Raw genomic sequence first — 21,640 nt, forward strand, 5'->3', positions numbered from 1 at the left:
ATCCCCCGACAAGACGAGCGTTTCTCAGCATCGATCGCGCCGCGGTTGAACATTTCGTGCAAGCGATTCCTGTCCATTGGTCGGCGCAGCGAGCCACCGACGGGGGTGCCCGAAAGACGCGTGACGCACATCCGCCAGCACGGCCCAATCGACGATGGCGCAAATGTAGGAATCGACTCGCAAGTATTCGCGAACTTTGTCGGTGTGCTCAGGCCGACATCGGCACCGGGCACGGGCGTGGGCGCGATCAGGTCGTGGTGCCCCACCAAATAGCGGATCCTCGGTCCGACCTATTTCGTATACACATGATTGATGCGCTGCCTAGATTCTTCGGTGGGAGGTAGCAGTCGGAAATGAAGTTTAAGTGGGTTTCACCGGCGAACGGCACTTCGCGGCCCGTCCCCAAGCCGTTCAGTGCTGCGCCGACTTCGCCGAATGCGGTGCCCAACCGCCCGAACGCACAGACGGAACGTCCTGCTGTTATTCCCCCTCCAGCTCCAGTCACTTCCGGCCCGCGTATCGCGCCCGTTACGCGCGGCCCGATCGCAACAGACGCCGCAGATATTCCGACTCTCGACGGTGACGCTGCGAGAGCAGTCACGCACCGCGGCAGTCACATTCAGATCATCGCAGCCGCCGGCTCGGGGAAGACGGAAGTCGTTTCTCAGCGGGTGGCGTCGTTGCTCTCCGACGGAGAGCCGCCGGAGTCGATCGTCGCATTCACATTTACCGAGAAGGCCGCCGCTGAGCTCAAGGAGCGCATTCGTGAGCGGGTAACCGCACTCATGGGACCGAAGGCCACTGATCAGCTCGGCCGGTTGTTCGTCGGGACAATCCACGCGTATTGCTTCCGGATGCTCCAGATGTACGTGCCGCGGTATGAGACCTACACTCCGCTCGACGCAAATCAGCTGACGAACTTCCTTTACCAGCAGAGCAGGCTGATCGGTATCACCGCACTCGTACCTACCGACGGCACGTTCAAGAACATCGCTACTTTCCAGCGTGGCATCGACGTGATCGAGAACGAGCTGATCGAAATCGAGACCTTGCCCGCCGGCGACTTCAAGGCTGCGGTGGAGTCCTACTACGCAGCGCTCGATCGCCATCAGTTCATGTCGTTCGGCACGCAGATCGTCCGCGCCGTTGAGGCACTTGCCGACCCCGAAGTCCACGCCGCGGTGGTCGCTCCACTACGGCACCTCATCGTCGACGAGTACCAGGACGTCAACCCAGCGCAGGAGCGACTGGTCGAACTGCTCGCAAAGCCCCACGGCAATGCGGACGTCGTGGTGGTCGGTGACGACGACCAAGCGATCTACCAGTGGCGTGGCTCGTCAGTCACAAACATCGTTACTTTCGCCGATCGTTACCCCGCAGTCACTCAATTCACACTCCTGACCAATCGTCGCTCACGACCTGGAATCATCGAGGTTGCAAACCTTTTCGCCGAAACGATCCCCGGACGCATCCAAAAGCAGATGCTGCCATTTCGCGACGCTGACGGTCCGAGTGTCGCGATCGTCCGGGATCCGGGAAACGAGGGCGACGCGGCAGACGAGATAGCGCGGCAGATCCTCGACTTCCATTCGAAGGGGCTCCCCTACCGGGACATCGCGGTCCTCGTCCGCGGCCGGGCTGCCTATCCGGCGCTCATTGACGCCTTTGCCAAGGCGGCCATACCCGTACAAGCAGGCGGGCGGTCGGGGTTGTTTGCGCAATCCGAACCGCAGGTGTTCGGAGCCACGTACGCATGGATCGCCGACATCGATTGGGCGAATGCGAAATTCGCTCAACGGCAGAAGGTCACCCTCGACCTTCTGCTCAACGACTATTGCGCTGTATTCAATCTCGCGCACTCAATGCGCGCGAAACTGTCCACATATCTCGAGGAGTGGAAAGCGCGGGCGCTCGCGAGCGATTTCAATGAGAGCCTTGTCCGCGACTTCTACTCGTTGATGGCGTTGATTGAAGTCAACAAGTGGGATCTGTCGGATGCATTAATACGCAACCGTCTTGGGACCATCGCGCGGTTCACTGCCGTTCTAGCCGATTATGAGGGCGTCAGCTGGCGCGCACGCAAAGACCCGAATAACCCGACTGAACAGGTCGGCGGCCGCAGCGGTGGAGTGTGGTTCTACAAGAACCTCGCCATATTGCTCACTAATTTTGCCGTGGGTAGCTACGATGACTTCGCAGGCGAGGAAGGTCACCTCGACGACGCCGTAGCGCTGGGAACGATTCACGGCTCGAAAGGCCTGGAGTGGCCGGTAGTGTTCCTTCCGTCGCTAGTGAAGCAGCGATTCCCGTCGAATATGACCGGACGTGCGCAGGTGTTTCCCGGCGATCTCATCGGCCGTTTCGACCGGCAAAGGTACGAAGGTAGCGACGCCGACGAGCGGCGGCTGTTTTACGTCGCAATCACACGCGCCCGCGACGCAGTACTGCTGTCGAGCTTCTCCCTGCGAGACAACGGAAAGAGCCGCGGCGCATCGCCGTACTTCGATGAGGTCGTAAACGCCTACACAAAATCCGGCACGCCCACGTCCGCAACGAGTAAGGGTGCGTCGGCCGAGGCTGACATCGCGATCACCTACAGTGAACTGGCTGCATTCGAGTCTTGCCCGCGGAGCTACCTGCTGAAGAACGAGCTCGGATTCATGCCGGCAATTCAGCAAGAACTCGGGTACGGCAACGCGGTCCACCACACGATGCGGGTGCTCGCTGAGCGCACGCAGGCGACGGGCGCTATACCCACAGCGCTACAAGTGGATCAGCTGCTTAACTCCGAGTTCTTCTTGCCGTTCGCGAACAAGGCGGGCCACAGGGAGATGCGAGAGAAGGCGCGGCGTCTCGTCATGCGATACGTTAACGAACATTCTTCAGATCTGTTGCGCACCTGGGCAACTGAACGCCCATTCGAGCTCTATCTCGATGGCGCCGTAATCTCAGGTCGCGCCGACGTCATCTACGACAGCCACGACGGGCAGATTGGACGAGTCGCAATCGTGGACTACAAGACGTCAACCGGCGGGCAGATCGACCCGCTGCAACTGCAGATCTATACAGAAGCCGGACGACGCGAAGGACTCGATGTCGGCGGCGCCTTCATTCAGGACCTCGGCGCTGAGACTCGGTACGACGTAGCCATCGATACAAAATCGATCTCGGATGCCGAGACTCAGATTATCACCACCGTAGACGCGTTGCGACGCCGTGAATTCGAGCCGAAACCGGACCGCAGAAAGTGCCGTCAGTGTGACGTGCGGCAGATCTGCTCGGCCTCAGCGACCTAGTGGCGCCTCGGCGCAACCCATGACGCACCTCGAACTCAAGCGCTGTATTCCTCCGCGAGGTCAGATTCGTAGAAAGCGTCCGCCCGCTTGTCCTCATGTAAAACAGCTTCTCGCACAGCAGGTTTCGTCATATCGAGCACTTTCATCTTGCTCCCGACCTGAGCGACCGCTTCGATGCGGTGGAACTCATCGCCGAACTCTTGCGCAAATCCTGCGAGTGCCTTCAGTTTGGTCACAGCGTCATCGAGGTGCGTCCCATGTGGGTCGACGATCGACGCTTTCACCTCTCCTCCGACATCATGGAAGAACACGAAATCGGGATGCATCGTTCGCCAATTTCCTTGACCGTCGCGATAGGCGATGCCGATAGAATCTACCGCCGAACGCGGCGGGTTGCGATACCAACCGACCGCGCCTTCGGCGAGTTCGGCGTTCACCACCTTCTGTTCCCACTTGTTCAGCGACGACAGAGGAAACAGTCCGTCTTCGTCCGACATTAAGTGCCGTCCGACAAGGGGCGCATCAATTTCGGTGTCATCTTCGAGGACCTTGTAATCCTCCATGCGGGATCTCGGCTGACCGAGTTCTCCGCGCTGGGGTTCGGTGGTCATCGCGCGAATGTCCTCATAGTCCTGTTGGCGTACATCGGGGAGCGACTTGATGGCGACGCGGTGCTGCGCGAACCAACTGTCCACTAGTTCAGTCGCCTCCTGGTCAACCTTCTCGCGCACCTCTTTGATCATCGAGAGCGCGGAGGCGCGCACGTAGGCGTCACGCAGTCCGTCATCGTCATCATCATCCGCGCCAGCGAGATGGTTAACGTACGACTGCGCGACGTCCGCGCCGAAGGCCTTCTTGGCGTCCTCGAAAGCCGACCTGATCGCGCGGTCGTCTGCACGCATCGAGAACTCTCGATATGTGAGCTTCTTCGACTCTGATGTCCCCGAGATCTCCTGTATGTCGACGCGCCAAACCTCGTCGATTTGCTCGTCAAGCAGGCCGCTGTACCGGGTCGCATACGTGTCGAGTATCAGGTGCATTTCGCGCTCCGCATCGGACAATGCACCGGGGCGAACACCATCCATCGCAAGCGACTGAGCCAGGGCGACAAGCCTTCTAACTGGTCGCGCGCCCCGTTTGGGCAATGTCTGTGTCGGAAGCCTGCTCCAGACCGACCACACTGACTCTGGAATGGACGGGTTGTCGCGAAGAACGCGGCCGTCGAGCAGAATCTTCTTCGTTGTCCCGGTCCCGGGCATTTCTTCAAGTTGGCCGGTGAGATAACGCACGACATTCCCCGCCGTCGTGCGGTCGAAGAACGGCAAGATGCACTCGACGGCGTTGAGCGCCTCGTCGCCCGGCACACGGCGCGCCAACGGACTGCGGACCATACGACCCAACAGCTGAGTGATGTGCGTCGTGTCCTTCGCAGGACGGAAGGACACCATCACCTCCGCGCGCGGGCAGTCCCAGCCCGTCGAGATCGCATCCTTCGCAACAAGTACACGCACTTCAGGCGTCTCCTGGACGCGTTGCGGCTCGATCCAGCCAACATCCCAACGGCCGAAATGCTGACGGGCGTGGTCGCCCAATACGTGAGCGACACTACCGCCGTACAACTCAGGGACCACCTCGGCGATGGTGTCGAGGGCACGACCGATTTCGTCGGGTTCCGGCGTGTTCGGTGTCTGCAGAACAAGCAGAGGCACGACTGTGACGGCGAGCCCTTGCTCATTCGAGTAAGAGGCCCACCGCTCAGTCGAGGCGGCGAGTTTCTGCGCAGCGAGCTTCACCAGCGTCGTGTCGAAGTTTCCTGCTTCGTTCGGAATATCAAGGCTCACGACGTCCTTGACGAGTCCGGACTCCTGCACTCGGTTCGGGTCGACCATCACTGCGGGATACTCGCGGCGATGCCCGGACTCGTCCGCTTCCTTCATCGCGGACTCGAAGCGCTCGATCGTTGCCGAGATACCCCAGACAATCGGGATCGCCGGATAACCGGCATGGCCCTGAACGAGCCTTCGGACAATCGTCGTCTTGTCCGTGCTGGCTTTGGTGTTGAAGCCGCGATGCGCCTCATCAAGAACGAGGTAAAGCGTCAGGTCCTCGTCCGCGATCGTATTTGCGATCGTCTCCCAAATCGTGTAGCCCTGTAGATCCGGTGTACCGGGCAGCACCTGCTGATTCTCATCCTCCACGTGTCCGCGCGTCAGTTTTGAGCTCTTCGAAAGTTTCTGGGTGTTAAGGAAATACACTTTGCCGGGGTCCAGCTTGGCCTTAGCGAACGGGGGTTCGATCGTTACGAGATCCGACGATGTGAACTTCTCGGACGCGTCCATTAACCGCATGCGCGTTTGATCATTGAGATTTGGATCGTCCGAGAACCAGAGCACGACAGCTCCCTCGTCCGGCTCGAAGTCGAACGTCTCCGACCCGTAGAAGAGTGCCTCGATAACTGCGGCCGCCATGACCGTCTTACCCGCGCCCGTTGGCGCGGTGAGGGCTACAGAAGATTCCTTCCCGTCGCGCTCCCAAGCCGTTTGGGCGCGGTCGAGCGTCCGAAGAATGTCGTCCACGGCATCTTCTTGGTAATCCTTTAGAGTGAACTTCACAGTGTGCTACGCCCCGTCTCAATCTCGAAGTTCTGAAGGTACGCCTCGTACAACCGAACCGGCTCCACCTGATCGGGCAATTCGCGCACCACCGATTCGAACAGGCGATCCTCGTCTGTGACGATGAATGCGACTCGAATACTGTCCATCGCAGCAACAGCCTTAAGGAATCTCTCGGACTGATTCAGGTCCGCCAGAACGCCGTAGGTGTCGGCAGCGTTCCAGCCCGCCGACATATCCTCGATGCGGCGGCCTTGCGAACCAGCTCGCAACCACAAAAGCGGTGCGACTTTCTCGAACTCGCGGTTCGACGAAACCCGGAGTGGGGCCTCATATGTCAGGGCGAAGAACTCAACATTTTCATCGAATCCGTCAGCGATCGGAAATTCATCAGTGAACTTGTAGTCACCCCTTACAGGGTCGCCATTGGGAGTGTTGCCCGTGATCGCCGCAGCGAGCCGAGGCTGTGTAATGTGCCGGCAGATTCCCCGCTGCTCCCATTCCGGATCCCCGGGGCGGTAGCTTTGATCAACGAGCTCTTTCTGCTCGTCGGCTCCGACCTCATTGTTGGTGACGCTGATCGAACGGCGTCGACCACCGTCCTGCTTGTTTAAGCGCATAACGGCGTGCGCCGTGGTGCCGGAACCAGCAAAGAAATCAACGATCGTGGCATTCGGCTTGTTCACAACCGCGAAGCGGAGCGCATCCTCCACCGCATAAAGGGATTTCGGAAAAGGAAACTTGCGCCCAGGGATCAATGTGGCCAGCAATGACGAACCGAACAAGCCCGCGTCGTGAGCAGGGGCGGTCCACACCGTCCTTGGTGCGGTCGTGCGAATTGCGCCCTCGCGATGTCGCAAGATGAGCGCACCTCGGTCATCTTTGCCAAGTTGCTCGATCTCGCCGGCTGCAATGCGTTTCTTCTCGGCCGTGCGTAGATAGTTTACTTTATGACCTGAGGAAGAAGAATTGATCCTGGCGGTCCCATCGAGGAATGCTTTCCTAATCGCTACAGCGCCAAGTTGCCATGTATTCTCGTCGCCATTCGGGCGTATAGGCCATATCGCAGTCAATCCTGGCGCAGGCGCAGCCACCGCATTTCTATCCGACTGCAGAGGTATTGTCTCGCCGACCGAGTGCAAACGGCCGTCTGCGTGAACCCAAATTGGATAGAATAGATTTGGACGGGCAGTTCGAGAGCTGTTGGATCCCGTTCGCATTAGTGAAAACCAGATGGGAGCCTTCACCGCCGTGGCATCACCCTCAGCACTACTGAGGGGCGCTGGTACAACGCCGGAGCCTTCTCCAAGAACAACGTAGAACAGATACTCTTCGGTCCGAGTGAACGCTCCTGGCCGCGCAACGCCCGCGCGAGGGTTCGTTACGTCTGTAACCATCTGAACCCGCGCTTCGGGGAACACTTGCTCGAGCAGTAGCCCTAACCGCAGATACTCTTTCTCGTCAATCGTCACAATGAGCACTGAATCATCCGGGTTGAGTAACTGCTTCGCCAACTTCAATCGTCGCTCCATAAAAGCGAGCCACTTCGAGTGGCGGTATAAGTCCTCGCCCTCGACGTAATCGTTGTTGTATTTCCAGTCCCTTGCGCCAGTGTTATAAGGCGGGTCGATATAGATAACATCGACTTGCGCGCGGTGTGTGAACAGAAGTGTTTGGAGCGCGTGATAGTTCTCGGCATTGATGACCGAGTGGTAGGGCTTGTCGCCGCCGCGTTCGATTTTTCCGGTAGAGACGAGACCGGGATAGATCGGATCCCGGAACTCGGCTACAACGACGAGGTCGTCGACGAGCGCCTCCGCGGTCTCGTCGTCGCCGATCAATTCCAGCGATGCCGTTCGGATGCCGGATGCATCTCTAGTGAACTCCACGACACGCCAGAGTCGGGCATCACGCGCACTCGATTTCGATCCGCGCGGTGGGAGAATTCGCACCTTGTCACCCCGCCGCACTGGGCGACCGGGCAGCTCGACTGCCTCGGGCACGTGACGTTCGAAGTTCAAGCCAAAGGCCCGCCGGTTTGAGAGGGCATCGACCTCTCGCCTCAGATCCTTTGCAAGCGCAGGATCCTTGGTCTCGAGTTGCCGAAGCAGGTCATTCAGCCGGGACACAGCTCTCCTTTGTTACGTCGGGATCGGACGGCAAATGCTCGCCATATTAGGTTCATTCGTCATCTGACACGTCAATGACGCTGCGCGCGAACGTCGCCAGGATCCGCACGTGCGTTTGCCGAGGCAACTGACGCGTGCCGGGCTCACCGAAGGGCGTTCCGGGCCGGGCAGGGGCTTCAGCCAGCAGATCGTCGAGCCCGGGACGCGCGAGCATAAGGAGTCCGTGTGTCGCGCGCGTGCACGCGACCGCGAGTCGCCCGAACGACGAGTTGAATGTGTCGAGTTCGGCGGCGCCGTTCAAGGGGTGCACCGCGATCGTGACGCCGTTCGTGTTGCCCTGCCACGAATCAACCGTCGAAGCGACGATGTCGCGATCCGTTAGGTTGTGCTTTTTCTGCAGCCGGTCGACGATCTCCTTCGCGTCATCAACCGACTGATTGCGCGTCGCAAGGATCGCGATCAGTGGATACTGATGATCGCCTCGAGGACTAATCCTGTCCCAGTTGCCTGTTGGCCGCCCCGGCACGTCGATGTCGTACGTCGCTGAAATGAGCGACACTTCAGCCGTGAAGAACTCGTCTACAACGTATTCGACGAACTCCATGAGCGGCATATCGATGTCAGCAGCTTCAGGCTCCGGCAGACCAGCAACTTCGAGCAAGGTTGGTACGCCCGTACCAACCTGTCGCCAAATCTCGGCCACGCCATCGTCCATGGAACCGAGGTCGATCTCACGATCACCGGGTGCTGCGACGCAGTCAAGCGATTCCCATTCCGGGTAGAAGGCACGCCATAGAGCAAGGTGGCCAGCGCACGGCCGCCACACCGTCGGGAGCTCGCGCGACCACGTCCGCGGATCATCGTCATACTCGGTGGGCCACGCACGATACGGGTTGTAGCCCGGGTCTCCGCGCCACGGATTTTCGCCAATCTCCAGCGGTGGCAATTGGCCTACGTCGCCCACGCCGACCCATAGCGGTGCAATCTTCGTGATCCGGTCGAACAAGTGGTGTGCGATCTGCCAGGCTTCGTCGACGAACAGCACGTCGAACGGAGCAACCCCGTTCGCAGCGTCGCCGAGGTGGTTGCGCAACCGTCCCACTTCGCCGATGGCACCGAACCGGGCGGCAGTCGCGATTACGACCTTCACATCTGTCGGAAGTTGACTCGTCGATGTGACTACGCTGGCAGCGGCGAGCACTTCACTTGGGATGGCGTTGTACGCCTCATGACTCGCCAGCAGCGCGACGGCGTCCTTGCCGAGGGAATCCGCCACAGATACCGCGAGTGGTCGTACCTGTTTGTTGGTAAACGCGGTGATGGCGACGCGTCGTCCTTCCGCATGCTGTGTCGCCTCGACTACGAGGCGCTTCAGTGCGTACGACTTCCCCGCGCCCGCTGATGCTTTCAGCAGGATCCGCTCCATGGGAGAGGTGCCCGCTAGCATGTCCGCCAGTTCGGCGCTGGCCTCGTCGGAAACGCAATCGTTCAACGCCGCAGCGTCCTCATGATGCTTGTCGCCGATCGCGACGTCGAGCGGCCCTTGGAAATGACCGGTCTCGCCGTGTTCCGTCGTCACTCCAGGTCGTCCATCGTCTCGTCGTCGGGCACCGGTTCTGGCGCAACCGCAAACGCGTTGCCCGCCGCTGCTTGGGCCGCCGACACTTCGAACGCGTCATCGTCGCGTACTGGTGGCCATTTCTCCGGATTCAATTCGCCGCGGGCGCGCCGGGACGCGATGAGGTCGGAGAATTCGGCCTCGCTGCGCTCATGCGAACGGCAGCACCACCGGTGCGTCTGAGGGTCAGCGTCGTACGACGCGAAGGTGCAATCGGCTTTGGGCGCCGATGTCGTGTCGGGCTTCGGTTTTGCAACGGACAGAACGCTATTCCCCGAAAGTTTTGAGAACCAAGCGAAGTCGGCGATCACGAGGTGGTCGCCGACTTCGACTGCGGGGACCGTGTGCGGATCCCATCGTAGGAGGGCCGCTTCTTTGCCCGTCGCAGAGAGCGGACCGATGGAGAGTTCGCCGATCTTGAAGCTGCCGGCCGGCGCCGAATCAACCCACACGCCTGGTTCCTCAACGCTAGCGGCCCCGTTTAGCGTCAACATCACCACACGCGTCCCGTCCACGATTCGCCGGGATTCGACATCGAGCTCGAGCGGCTCAACTGCCGCCACTGTCGCAAATGCGACGGAGCGGTTTCCGGCATCCGCCGCCATGTCCTGCGCCGCTTGCGGATTCGAGAGCGCGAGTAACTGCGACGCGCACACCCCGTCGCTCTCGGTCATCGGAACCAACGAATTGCGCCAGGGGCGATAGGTCCGACCGAAGCGGACCAAATCGGAGGCGTGTAGCTCGAGTCGCCGACGCCACACCTGCTGCGCGTCGGACTCGATGACACGGTACGAGTCTCGGAGTGTCGACGATCCGACGCCGTCTAGCGCGTCGAGTGCGCGTTCGAGGGTCTCTGCTTTGTATTGCAACTCATCGATCACCAACGCCTCGTACAACTCTGGATCCGCGGCACCCGCGCCCGTAGTGATACCCCGTTTTCCCACAAGTGCCTCGTGAATCGCGTCAGACGTGGCGTTCTTGAGGCGTGCCCCCGGCGTGTGCTCGGAATTCTCGATCGCGTCCGCGAACGATCGGTGATCGATGGGGGCGGACGCGTCGGCTTCCGCCCAACCGACGAGGTAATCGAGGCGCCCCGAGTTCACCATCGGGCCTCCGGCCACAACGTGCCGCGCCAGCACCTCGCGGATATCGATGATCGGGCACCGCAGCCGGAACGCGCGTGAGCGGTCGTCCTCAAGCAATAGAGCAATCGCGGTGCGTTCAACCTCGGAAATCGGACGAGGCATCGTTGCCGGCTCCCCGTCGTACGTCAGAGCCGGCCTTCCCTCCTCCTTATCGCGCTCCCACCGCAGGCGACTGAGCTCGACCCCCGCGAGGTTGTCCGCGGCTGAGACGAGCAGGTCCGCAGTCGCTTTATCGGGTACGACGAGGTGCACAGCGTCAGGCACTCCTTCGCCCGCTGCCTTCCGCTGCTCGCGCATCGCACGGTTCAATGCAGAACCGATGCGGCGCATTACCGTTCGCCGTGTGTCGGAGGACTGCGGGTCTGCGAAAACCGTGAACTCCCAGTCATCCCGGCCCTGTGCCGTTACTCGCTGAAGGCCGATGCCGTGGACGCCAAGCGCCGCCGCGTCCGACTTCGCGAGCACCACATTCACCGTTCCCGGAGCGCCCGCCTGATCGACACGTCGCTGCCCGGTGAACTGGGGGATCCCGTCAAGAGTTGCCGCTATGTTCGCCGTCATCGATGCTGGCAGCAGACCTACTTCGGAGACGCCGTCGACCAGGCCGAGCGCATGCCGACGCTTGTCACCCCTCACTCCGATCTCGATAAGCAGGTCATCTGGGGAATTTGAATTGCGGAGTTCGTCACGGCAGTAGCTAAAGAGTGTGCAGGTCGGGCAGGCTCCCGGATCGAACGCCGCCTCGAGGTGAGCCACCAACGGCTTCACGTCGTCGCCAACCGTGTGCCCCGATTGATCCGCCTCGCGGCGGCGTTCTTCGATACGGAGCGTCACCTCTTCGGCGTAGTCGTGGAGGTTCTCGACCACGGGCTCGGGCTGGAGAAACGCATTGCGCGGGACCGCTAGGACACCGAAGGTATGCACCGACATCCCGGCCGGTAGCCGGGACCAGGCCCGCGCCGATTCGGCGCCGACGGCGACCTGGAGGAAGCCTTTCAACATGCGCGCATCGTCGATCCGCGAACGGACTCGCTCGTAATCTTTTGCGTCGCCCATCACGAGCCATGTGGCGTTGGGATCCTCCACCGACGGAGCGATCACCGCGAAGTCGGGCTTCACATCGGTCGCGCGCGTGTTCTCGAATCCGACGAACGGCACTGCGAGCTGGAAGATCAGGGTGCTCGCTCCGGTGTCGATCGCCCGCGCATGCGCATCCGCGAACGCCTGTGCAGTCGAGTCGACGTTCATGTGAGCGTTGACGGTGACGACTTCTGTGGGACGCGCTAGACCGATTGCGCCGACTGTGCGCGTGGCGACCTGACTGGCGAAGCTTTCACTCTTGACGAGCCGTTCGAAGGTGATCGCGCGCATCCACCGCGCCTGCGGGATTCCGGCGGCGGTGTCGGGGAAACCGACGGACTTCGCCAAGTTGCGGCGGGTTAAGCCGGTGATTAGCGGGTCGGTACCCCGGAAACGCGCGCAGGCCGCGTGCGACGACGCGGCAACGGCGCTGGACCCGCCCCCCGCAACCTCGATAGCCATCCTTGCCTTCGCCCCGCTTGTCGCCTGTCCAATTTAGCTCGCGCTACACCTTAGTTAAGACCTGTGACAGGCACTCGCAAACACGGCACTTCGCAGTGATTCCTACATCTCGAAAGCGACCGCGTTGAGAGTCAACGTTGTTGTCCTGTCCGAACATCAGCCGCGAAGTTGCTGCGAAAGTCCTTGCTTGGAGATCAACTTCTATCCCAGATTGGGGATATACATGTCGATGATCTTGGCCTTTGAAAGCCTTGCTCCGGTTGGTTCTACGTCCGCGAATCGCCATGAAACGGACTTCTCGTGAAGCGCATCGACCGCACGCCGATTGGAGTCGAGCTACCCGACATCAGCCAACAACCTCAATGCCCCGCCACGCGACAGCTGCTCGTGCTCCCGCGAGTTCCGGTACGTCCGTAGACATCCGTAGCACGACGTCTCTTCACCGCAGTCACAGTTGGTAATGCGCTGAACTGCTGTCTTTAGTACCGGACCGATATTGGCGGCAATGACCTTGGCCGCACCGGCGCCGCCCGGCACGGTGTCGAACAATACGATGCTTCGACGCAGGTCGGCACTCCAGGCGAGCGCCCCGCCGATGTCGTCGCGGCTGATTTCGAGTGCTTCAGACGCACCCTCGATCAGGGCGTATAGGGCAGACAGCCACACGCTCTCATCCTCGATGCGGTAGCTCATCCCCTCGAAAGTGAACTCGGCGACGTCCGATTGGTACTGATGACCGAGCGACAGAACCTCAAGTGGGCCGCCGCAGTCGCGTCCATCCTCCGGGCGTTGATGTTTCTGACGTCGACCGCCACGTTCAGGGAGTGCGGCCCACCCGCACCAACCGCAGACCAAGAACCCGCCACCCGCACCGTCAGATAGGACGGCCAGGCGCGCCCTCGTCCCCGCACGCGCAGTCACCTTCGTGCCGCCCGCCCCGGTCCAGCTGTAGCTTCCGACCTCATCACCCACGGTCTCGACGTAACTTGCACCGTGCCAACGTCGTTCGGGTGGGCTCGTCCCGACATCGCGCGTTTCTCGCTCCGCGATGAAACCGAACTCCGGTCGCACCAAGCGGCGCGCCGGTTTGAAGGCGCTGTTGCACGTCGGGCACGGAGCCGAGGCGTCGAGAACGTGGCCGCTCTCGAAGCGCTTGCACGTGTCACAGATCCTGTACTGCAGGGGAACCAGCTCGCGGCCCGGCACTCTTCGGAGACCTGCCGACGTCCAGACCTTGCCGCCGGCCACCACCTGGTTGCCGGGCGCGTACTCGTAGATCGCCAGACTGAGATCGCGGCCGAGTTCCAGTTGCCGACCGATCGAATCTGTTGCGTGGAGCGTTCGCAATTCGACTGTGTCGACGGGGAATCCGTATTTCGGCAGCACGTTCTTGTTGGCCAGGAAGCCTAGGAGCTCTCGACTTTCAATGGTGCGCAACGTGTCGGAAAGCTTCTTTCCGAGGCTGAACTTTCGTTCCCGCGCCGCTGCATCGATCTGCTCGTTGTAGATCTCGATGTCGGCCGTGACTTCAGCCTCCACGCTGGCGAGGAGATCGACCAATACGTCGACCCAGCTTCCGTCGTGCACACCGATTTCCGCTTGCACTTCCGGCGGTAACGCGGTCCGCAGGGCCTCATCGAGGTCTGCAGGCACGGGGTCGAGAAAGTGCTTCATCATCGCGGCAGGCGACTCCTTGTCGGGGCCCGCCGGCGAGAAGAACGGACCAGTGTGCCGCCAGGTCTCGCCGTCGCGCTCGGCACGATGACGGAAGTACGCCGCGAACGCGACCGAATGAGCATGCCTACGAGCGATTCTCGCGTTGTCGACTGGAACCCACGGGATGCGCATCTGACCGGCAATCATCGACGCAGGATCCTGATACTTGGCCAGGTCGTGCGCCGTCCGGTTGGCGTAGGTCACCACCAACGCGGCGGACGCGGCACGTCGCCCTGCGCGCCCGGCCCGCTGCACGTAATTGGCGGTCTTGGGCGGCATGTTGCGCATCACGACGGATTGCAGGTCACCGACGTCGACACCGAGTTCGAACGTCGTCGAGCAGGACAGCACGTTGACTCGCCCGTCGATGAACTGCCGCTGAATTTTCGCCGCTTCCTTCGCATCCCACTGTGCGGTGTGTTCCTGAGCGCTCAGGGGAGCGGAGTTCATCGTCTGATAAATAACACGGTAGTGGTTGGTGTCATGATCGACTTCGGGGATCGTGACGGGCTGCAGCGTGCCGACACAACGACTGTTCGGACAGACCCCGCGGACCGAGTGGGCGGTCATCATCCGACACGTGTCGCACATGAACCACACGCTGGTCCGTCCCTCTGTCAGTATCAGACGGGTGTGGTCCAACTGAGACACGGGTCCGAGTACTCGGTCGGATTCGAGGGTCAGGTATTCACTCGATTCGAGAAGCTTCCAACACCCCGCGAGAATGTCAGCCGCCGGGGTGGAATTGCCCAACGCGGTGAGCACCTTGTCCAAGAACACGATTCGACTGTTGGACGTACCCGGTCGACCGCTTGGATTCCAGCTGATGACCTGCTTCTTTGCATCCGATCCCGTCGAACGCATGCGCACCGTGGTGTTGCGCGGCGCGAAACGGTCGTCCTTGATGTCCACTCGCTCGAGCGGGCTCAGCGCGCCTTGCAGTCGCACAGTCTTGACCAAGATGTTGAGGAGCGCCCAGGCTTCGTCGTCATCGAGGCCGAGCGCGGTGAGTCCCCTGAGCGGCACGCGCGAATCGCGTTCGAGGCCCACCATCATCAGCCCGAGGCCCTCGAGAGACTGGCGGGTCTCCAGGGTGATCAGTTCACCCATGATCCATTGGTGGATCTCTTGCTTCACCTCAATCGCGCCCATGGTGCGGGGGAAGTGTCCGGCGGCCTGCGCTTGCTCGCGCGTGAGGATGGCAAGGTCAACGGTCGTCAGGCCCTCGCCGCTTCCAGCGCCGCGAAGCGCCTGCGTCATGTAGCGGCGCTCGAGTAATCGCGAATAAGTCCTGTTGAGGTACGGCGCCGCGAACGCCGCGGCCTGCCGAGAGTCGGAGAACATCAGTAGCTTTCGCCCAAACCCAACTTGGTCGGCCGATTCGCCGGTCGCCTCCGGTAGCTGCTGGTAGAGGGCCGTCGTCACCACAGCGGGCGCAGCGTTGGTATCCGTGCGCAGTCGCCGGATGCCCTGACGGGAAAGCGCACCACATTCCGTACACCGGGTCATGACTTTCTTCGCTCGCGCATGCTCGCGAACCGTCAGTACCGGCCCACCGGTGCAGTGCGAGGTGTCGCAGCGCGCCATGCCGGCAGCACCGAGCAGTCCGCAGCCCGTGCACAACGTCCGGGTCGTGTGGTCGACATTGGTAGCGGCGGAAGCTCCGTCCAGAGTGTCCTCGTCATCATCGACTATCGCGTCGACGTTCGCATCAGCCAACACGAGCCAGTTGACGGCGCCGTCGGCTTTCTTCGTCGGCACGAAGTATTCCTGTCGACCGCGCGCGTCGACCTCGCCCGAAAGATGAACGGCCCCACACCGACTGCAGGTACCGAACTCGAAGACTGCCCGTCCCGTGTCGGGGTCGACTTCGTGACGGCCGAGGAAGATTCGCGGGCCCTGCTCGGCGAAGCTGACGAACGCGCCTTCGGTGGAGCGGACGAAGAGGTGGTAGCGAGCAGATAGGACCGGATGCCCGGTGTCGTCGCGGGTCCTGCTACCGAGGAGCACCAGCGCATCGAGCTTTTCGGGCGCAGCGGGGTCATCCGGCCAAAGCTTTTCTTGAAGATCGCGCACGTCACGCGGTCCGCCGCTCAGCGCCGACTTCAATTCGATGATTGCGCCTTCGTGGTGCAGCGCATCAGCCGCCGTCGATGCCCTACCCAGTCGGGCGACTTCGTCGTCAGCCTGATCCGAGGCAAGCTGAAGGATCTGCTCACCGGTCAGGTGCCAACTAGCAGTATCGACGTGCACCTTGCGCGTGGGCGTGACTAAGTCCTGCCGGCTATTTTCCGCTTCGACGTACTCAAAGGGGGCGTCGAATAGGTTGCTTGCGAACTGCATCGCTTCGCCGTGAGGGTCGTTGCGGACGCTCCCGGTAAGGGACGCCGATGTAGCGATGCATTGAAGGTTCGCCTTGGGAGCGACCCGCTGCTTGAGCCGCCGCAAGAGGAGTGCGACCTCGGAGCCTTGAGCTCCGTCATAAATGTGTGCCTCGTCCATGACGATAAATCGCCACGTCCCCGTATGCGGGCCGTCGAACAGGTCGATGTCCGCGGGGCGGATCAGTAGGTATTCGAGCATCGCGTAATTGGTCAGCAGGAGATTCGGTGGCGTCGCCCGCATCTCCTCTCGGCTGAGGAGTTCGTTGGGCAGTCGCCGATCACCCGGATTGTTATGCAGGAAGTCATTTTCTGCGTCGATCGGCTTTATCAAGGTCTCCCCCGTGTACCTGCCGAACGTGATGTCGGGGACCGAGCGGAGGACTGTACGCAGCCGCTTGAGCTGATCGTTGGCGAGTGCATTCATCGGATAGAGCAGCAGGGCGCGCACACCGGGGCCGAGAGTGCCCATCGACCGCTCCTCGAGCAGCGAGTTGATGATCGGAACCAGGAAGCTCTCGGTCTTGCCTGAGCCTGTTCCAGTGCTGACCACCAGATTGCGGCCGGCGATGAACTTGCGTATCGCCGTCTCCTGGTGGACGTACAGGGGCTGATCCGCCGGAATGCCGATCTGTGCGAAGCTCGGATGGAGTAGACCTTGCTCCATCAACTGCCGCGGCGTGGAACCGGTCTCGTAGGGCGGCGTGAGTTCAAGCATCGGCCCCTTGATGAGCATGCTGGTGGCGTCGATTTCGGCGTCGAAGGCCTCGGCGAGCTTGCCGTCACGCGGTGACAGCAGGGTCTTCAGGTATCGCTTATAGCTCGCTTCGATCTGTCTCGATGTTTCGAGCGGATCCAGCCGGTCGGTCATTGTTGTTCTCCGATGAGGTCGCCCTTGAGGTCGTGCAGAACCAGCGCGTCAGCGATCAGCAGATCGGTGGACACCATGGTGGGACAGAGCTCCGCCATTCGCGTCCATTGGGTGATGAGCCCCTTGTTTAGATACGTGCCGTTGATGCGCCCGCGAGCCTCCAACCGAGCTAGCAACGCCAGCGTGAGCGACTGGACCGACATCGGCATCCATGGATGTTCCTCCAGGTCGATATCCGTCAATCGCTCCCGTCGCACCATGATCGCCTGATGAGCTTTGAGCGACGCCTTCGCGACGGGCTTGAGCACCAAGTCCATCTGAGCGGCGAAGTTCTTCGACCACCCCGAATCGAGCCACACTCGTCTCTGCAGGAAGGCTTCGTAGGCCCCGACGCGCCGCGTGTCGTAGTCGAGCAGTGGCCTTGGCACGAGAGAAAGCTCGCGAACGTTGGCAACGATCTTCCCGACAGGTACAGAGGCCGCCGCGAGCACGTTCCCGTCGAATGCCGCGTGCGCGGCCACGGCCGCGCTGCCGGTGCGTAGGAGTTCCATCAGAGGAGTCCCGCCCTTGTCAGCCAGGTACGCGATGGTTTCCTTCCACTCGTCGGGAGCATCACTACGTTTGTGGACGAGGTTCGGAAGATCGGCCAATTCATTCATGCAGCCGAACCACGGATCCGCGTGCATCTCGTTGAGCGTGTCGTCCGCCGCGAACGACATGTTGACCAGCTCACTGCGGATCAGCATGGCCATCTTGGCCCGCAATGGGATCGAGCTGTTGCCGAGTTGGACCAGCGAGGTGCGTGGATCCGACACGAGCACCGGCACGAGATCTCGCGCCCGTTCGATGCGACCATCAGCGTGCAGCTGCGCAAGTGCTGCCCATGCTTCCGGAACCGCCTCGACGCGCTTGGGCACGCCTCCGACATCGGCAAGAAACCGGGAGAGGGCGACCTGGACCCGGCTGCCGTCTTCGCGCCAGCCGAGCTGTTCGACGCGTAAGGCATCGGCCGGTGGAAAACGGGGCGCCTCGACCGCCACCCATGGGTCGTCGACGAACAGCGAGCAGCGCAGCTCGCCCGCCTCAATCAGGTAGGTCGGGAGCCGTGCAGTCCCCTCCTTCAACGGAAGGATCTCGGGAGGCCGCCAAGGCGCGGTGCTGGACCACACGTACGTTGCAAGACCATCCACGTCGCCTACTGATCCGAAGTCGAGCACGTCGTCGCGGAGCTCCACCCCAACACCGAGCTGCTGGGGTCGGACCACGAGCACTGTGACGTCAACGATGTCGTTCTCGGTGCGGAGTCTTGCGACGACGCGCCCCGAGCCGTGAAGTCGCGCGGTGTCGGCGAACTGCTGCGTAGCGACCTCGAAGACGTCGCCAGCCTTGCCTCGCTGGTTGGTAGCCACCTGGATCCGGTCGCCGGTTTCGCCCACGAAGGCGAATTCCTCGAGGTCTACCCCGGGAGCCCGCACTGCAACGAAGCGGTGTTGGGCGAGGTCTTCAGCCACGCAGAGTTGCGCGGCCACGCGCCATGAGGCTGGCGAACCGATCTCTCCTGAGCGCACCTCGGCATATGACGGCACCACCGCCAGTCGCTCTGTTCGAACACCATCTGAAACGTCGACGAAGCGCTCGATCTGGCTAGAACTGAACTCGATCGCTCCACGAGGTGACACCACTAGACGGTCGGCACCGATCTCCGCCAAGCACGGGGTCAGACCGTGCCCGTCAGGAACCCTTATCGCACAGTTGGTTTCGAGCCACAACCCCTCCGAGAGGAAGAAGAGGAAGCGAGCGTCGGCGCCGAGCGGTCCGGTGACGACGACCTCGAACAAACCGAGTTGAGGTTGTTCAGCATCATCGAAGGGATCGACGGCCGCCTCGTCCTGCGCCGCGTTCCACGAGTCATCAACGAGCCAGTCGGCACTGCCGAATCGTCGCGTCTGCACCCGCCACACGGGCGGGGGATCGGACTGGGCGGCAGGCAGCCACACCCACGGCCGCGCCGCAAGCACCGGGCGTCCATCGATCGACCGGACGCCACGCACCGGTGCCTCCGTGTCGAATCGCGGACGCGCGTCCTTTCGGACCTGACGCTCAGTACCCACCGCCTTGTCGTTCGACCGCAGCTGAAGGCTGCCGACCGATGACAACTCGATAAACGCGCTCTTCCAACCGAGCCAGCCCGCGGGGCTGCCTTCGTTCTCCAGCGCGACTTGATTCCCGTTGATTGGGTCAACGAGTTCATTGTCCGCGGGATACACCACCCATACCGCGTCCTTGAGTCCGTCCCGTCGCGGAATCCACTGACCGTTGGCGGAGAAGGTAAGCAAGGGGTCGTCACGATTGATGATCCCGAGCACAGTGCGGGCTTCCGACGGCCCGTGCGTGACCACGAGCTCGCGCACCGGCCGATCGATGACGACCCGCGTGAGGGATGCCTCGGCATTCGAACCCCACTGCCGCGTGGAGTAGACGTCTCGGACGTCACCGTCGATCGACAGTCGCCAGGGCTCCTCCGAGCCACTGTTTGGATAGGGCAGGGAAACGACCAACTGGTCGTCGTCGACGTCGTACGAGATGGCAATGCGCTTGGTACCTGTGCCTGTTCCCCTACCGGGTCGTGTCCACTGCATCGGCGCGTCGCGGAGTTGGCTGATGAGCTCGTGGAGAAGGACCGTGGGTAACCCGGTCGTCGATGACTCGAGCTCGGCGTCCAGCAGTTGTCGGTCTTCGTTCGACGCTATGACGAATTCGATGATTCGATCGAGGATGTCAATGGCGAACTCAGCGCCGTGTGCAAAGAAGTTGCGGACGGGGATGTCCAAATTGTTGGCCCGATAACCTTTGCCCGGTTCGTCGAGCCAAGCCAATAGTGCCGCGCCACTCGCTTCGCGGCCTTGAACGATGTGCTCGTTGATGGTCCCGAGGAGGTCACCTAGGCAGTGCACTGGGATGCCTGCGTGCAGAGCGAGCACCATCACATACTTGCGTGACTTAAAAGTTTCGGTATCCGGGAAGCGCGCGAGTGCGAACTTGATCAATAACTCGTCAATGCTGTGCCGCAGCACATTTTCGAACTCCTGGTCGCGGTCTACTCCGATATCAACCCAGAAGTCTTCCCAGAACCGTCCTTCTCGGTATGACAAAGAGGCATGGCCGACGAGGGCCATCAGTGTCAGAGCTGGGTAGCGCTTGATGATCTCGTAGTGACCGACGTCGCGCTTCCGAAGAGCCCGGACGGCTGCACCCCAGTATTTCTTGATCTGCGCGATCTGTTTGGAGGTGAAATCAGTTTCGATGACCAAGTTCGCCGGCCTGAGCTTCTGCCGCCAGCCATACTCCGCGTCGCTCAACCAGTCCTTCAGCGAAATTTGTCCCGCCACGCTCCCCCTCGCTACCTATTGACGGCACCCTAATTTATGGGTCCGACAGGTTGCGCGCAGCTACATCACAGAATCGGCATGAGCGCTTGGTGCCGGCGCGGTCGTCGGAGGGCTGACCACATTCGGTCTGGGCGGCTTTGAATCAGGGAATTGAATGCCACTTCTCTCAAGGCTCGACTGGTTCGAAACTTCGGAGATCCTAAGACGCCAAAGGATGTACAACTCAACACCACACAGGCCCGTCGTCGATGAACCATTCCGATCATTGGCGACACGGGATTGCCCACCGAAGCGATCACCGATGGTTGTTAGCCGGGCGCTGGGGCGCGACGATCTAGTGTGCCGTAGCGGAGAGCCCTAACAGCGAGGCATAAGTCGGTGATAAATAAGGACCACGCAGGAACGAGAACCGATGGGCGCCTAGCCCGCAATCCAATGTCCTCCCACCGGAGGTGCTTCAATCAGCCGATTCCCTGCCGCCATACGGCATGCCTGAGGCGTCGTCACACCCCTAAGCGGCCACCAACGTAATCGGAATCTGCGACTGCCCAGGCCGGGTGAACACGCAGTTGCCCTGCTGGATCTCGGTCACCGACCCGGTGAGCGACTGGGTGTTCCACGTGAAGACCATGGCGCCCTTGGTCTTGGACCGGTCCGGGCACACCGGCACCTGGCCGATGACTCGCATCATCCAGGTGTGCGCGCCTTGGTAGACGGCCTGACCCTCGATCAGCGGGGACTTGATGTTGGCCAAGCAGCCCGTCTCGATCACGTTGCACAGGTTCGAGATGGTCCAGGTGTCGATGATCTCGTTCGGGCCCTTCACGGTGTAGCTGCCGCTCATCAGGTCCTCGGCCGCATTCGCCGTCGGCGCCATCGCCAGCGCAACACCGCACACCACGGCAGCGACACAGCCAGCACGCATGAACAACCCCTTCCGA

The 21,640-nt window shown here is 61.5% G+C and carries 8 protein-coding genes; 1 reads left to right on the forward strand and 7 read right to left on the reverse strand.

Annotated elements, in window-relative coordinates:
• Positions 1-353 precede the first annotated feature (353 nt).
• Positions 354-3,296 carry an ATP-dependent helicase gene (locus G6N32_RS23600; protein WP_115318666.1) on the forward strand — a complete coding sequence of 981 codons (2,943 nt, stop codon included), beginning with the start codon at positions 354-356 and terminating at the stop codon, positions 3,294-3,296.
• Between the two features lie 35 nt (positions 3,297-3,331).
• On the opposite strand, the gene G6N32_RS23605 is transcribed toward G6N32_RS23600, so the two are convergent.
• The 7 genes from G6N32_RS23605 to G6N32_RS23635 form a co-directional block, all read right to left on the reverse strand.
• Positions 3,332-5,908: a DEAD/DEAH box helicase gene (locus G6N32_RS23605; protein WP_115318665.1), complete on the reverse strand. Its 2,577-nt coding sequence runs from the start codon at positions 5,906-5,908 to the stop codon at positions 3,332-3,334.
• On the reverse strand, positions 5,905-8,037 hold the full coding sequence (locus G6N32_RS23610) for a site-specific DNA-methyltransferase (RefSeq protein ID WP_115318664.1): 2,133 nt from the start codon (positions 8,035-8,037) through the stop codon (positions 5,905-5,907). Before G6N32_RS23610 ends, G6N32_RS23605 begins: the two co-directional genes overlap by 4 nt.
• Positions 8,038-8,089: 52 nt before the next feature.
• Positions 8,090-9,616, reverse strand: coding sequence for an AAA family ATPase (locus G6N32_RS23615; RefSeq protein WP_115318663.1), 1,527 nt, complete (start codon positions 9,614-9,616; stop codon positions 8,090-8,092).
• Positions 9,613-12,228, reverse strand: a complete 2,616-nt coding sequence (locus tag G6N32_RS23620) for a hypothetical protein (protein ID WP_232077296.1) — start codon at positions 12,226-12,228, stop codon at positions 9,613-9,615. The genes G6N32_RS23615 and G6N32_RS23620 overlap by 4 nt, the downstream gene beginning before the upstream one ends.
• Positions 12,229-12,678: 450 nt before the next feature.
• On the reverse strand, positions 12,679-17,310 hold the full coding sequence (locus G6N32_RS23625; RefSeq protein WP_115318661.1) for a DEAD/DEAH box helicase family protein: 4,632 nt from the start codon (positions 17,308-17,310) through the stop codon (positions 12,679-12,681).
• Positions 17,307-20,699, reverse strand: a complete 3,393-nt coding sequence (locus tag G6N32_RS23630; protein ID WP_232077298.1) for a hypothetical protein — start codon at positions 20,697-20,699, stop codon at positions 17,307-17,309. Before G6N32_RS23630 ends, G6N32_RS23625 begins: the two co-directional genes overlap by 4 nt.
• 511 nt (positions 20,700-21,210) lie before the next feature.
• Complete coding sequence (locus G6N32_RS23635) at positions 21,211-21,624, reverse strand: hypothetical protein (protein ID WP_115318660.1); 414 nt, start codon at positions 21,622-21,624, stop codon at positions 21,211-21,213.
• Positions 21,625-21,640: the final 16 nt, after the last annotated feature.

Source organism: Mycolicibacterium aichiense, assembly GCF_010726245.1.
GTDB lineage: Bacteria > Actinomycetota > Actinomycetes > Mycobacteriales > Mycobacteriaceae > Mycobacterium > Mycobacterium aichiense.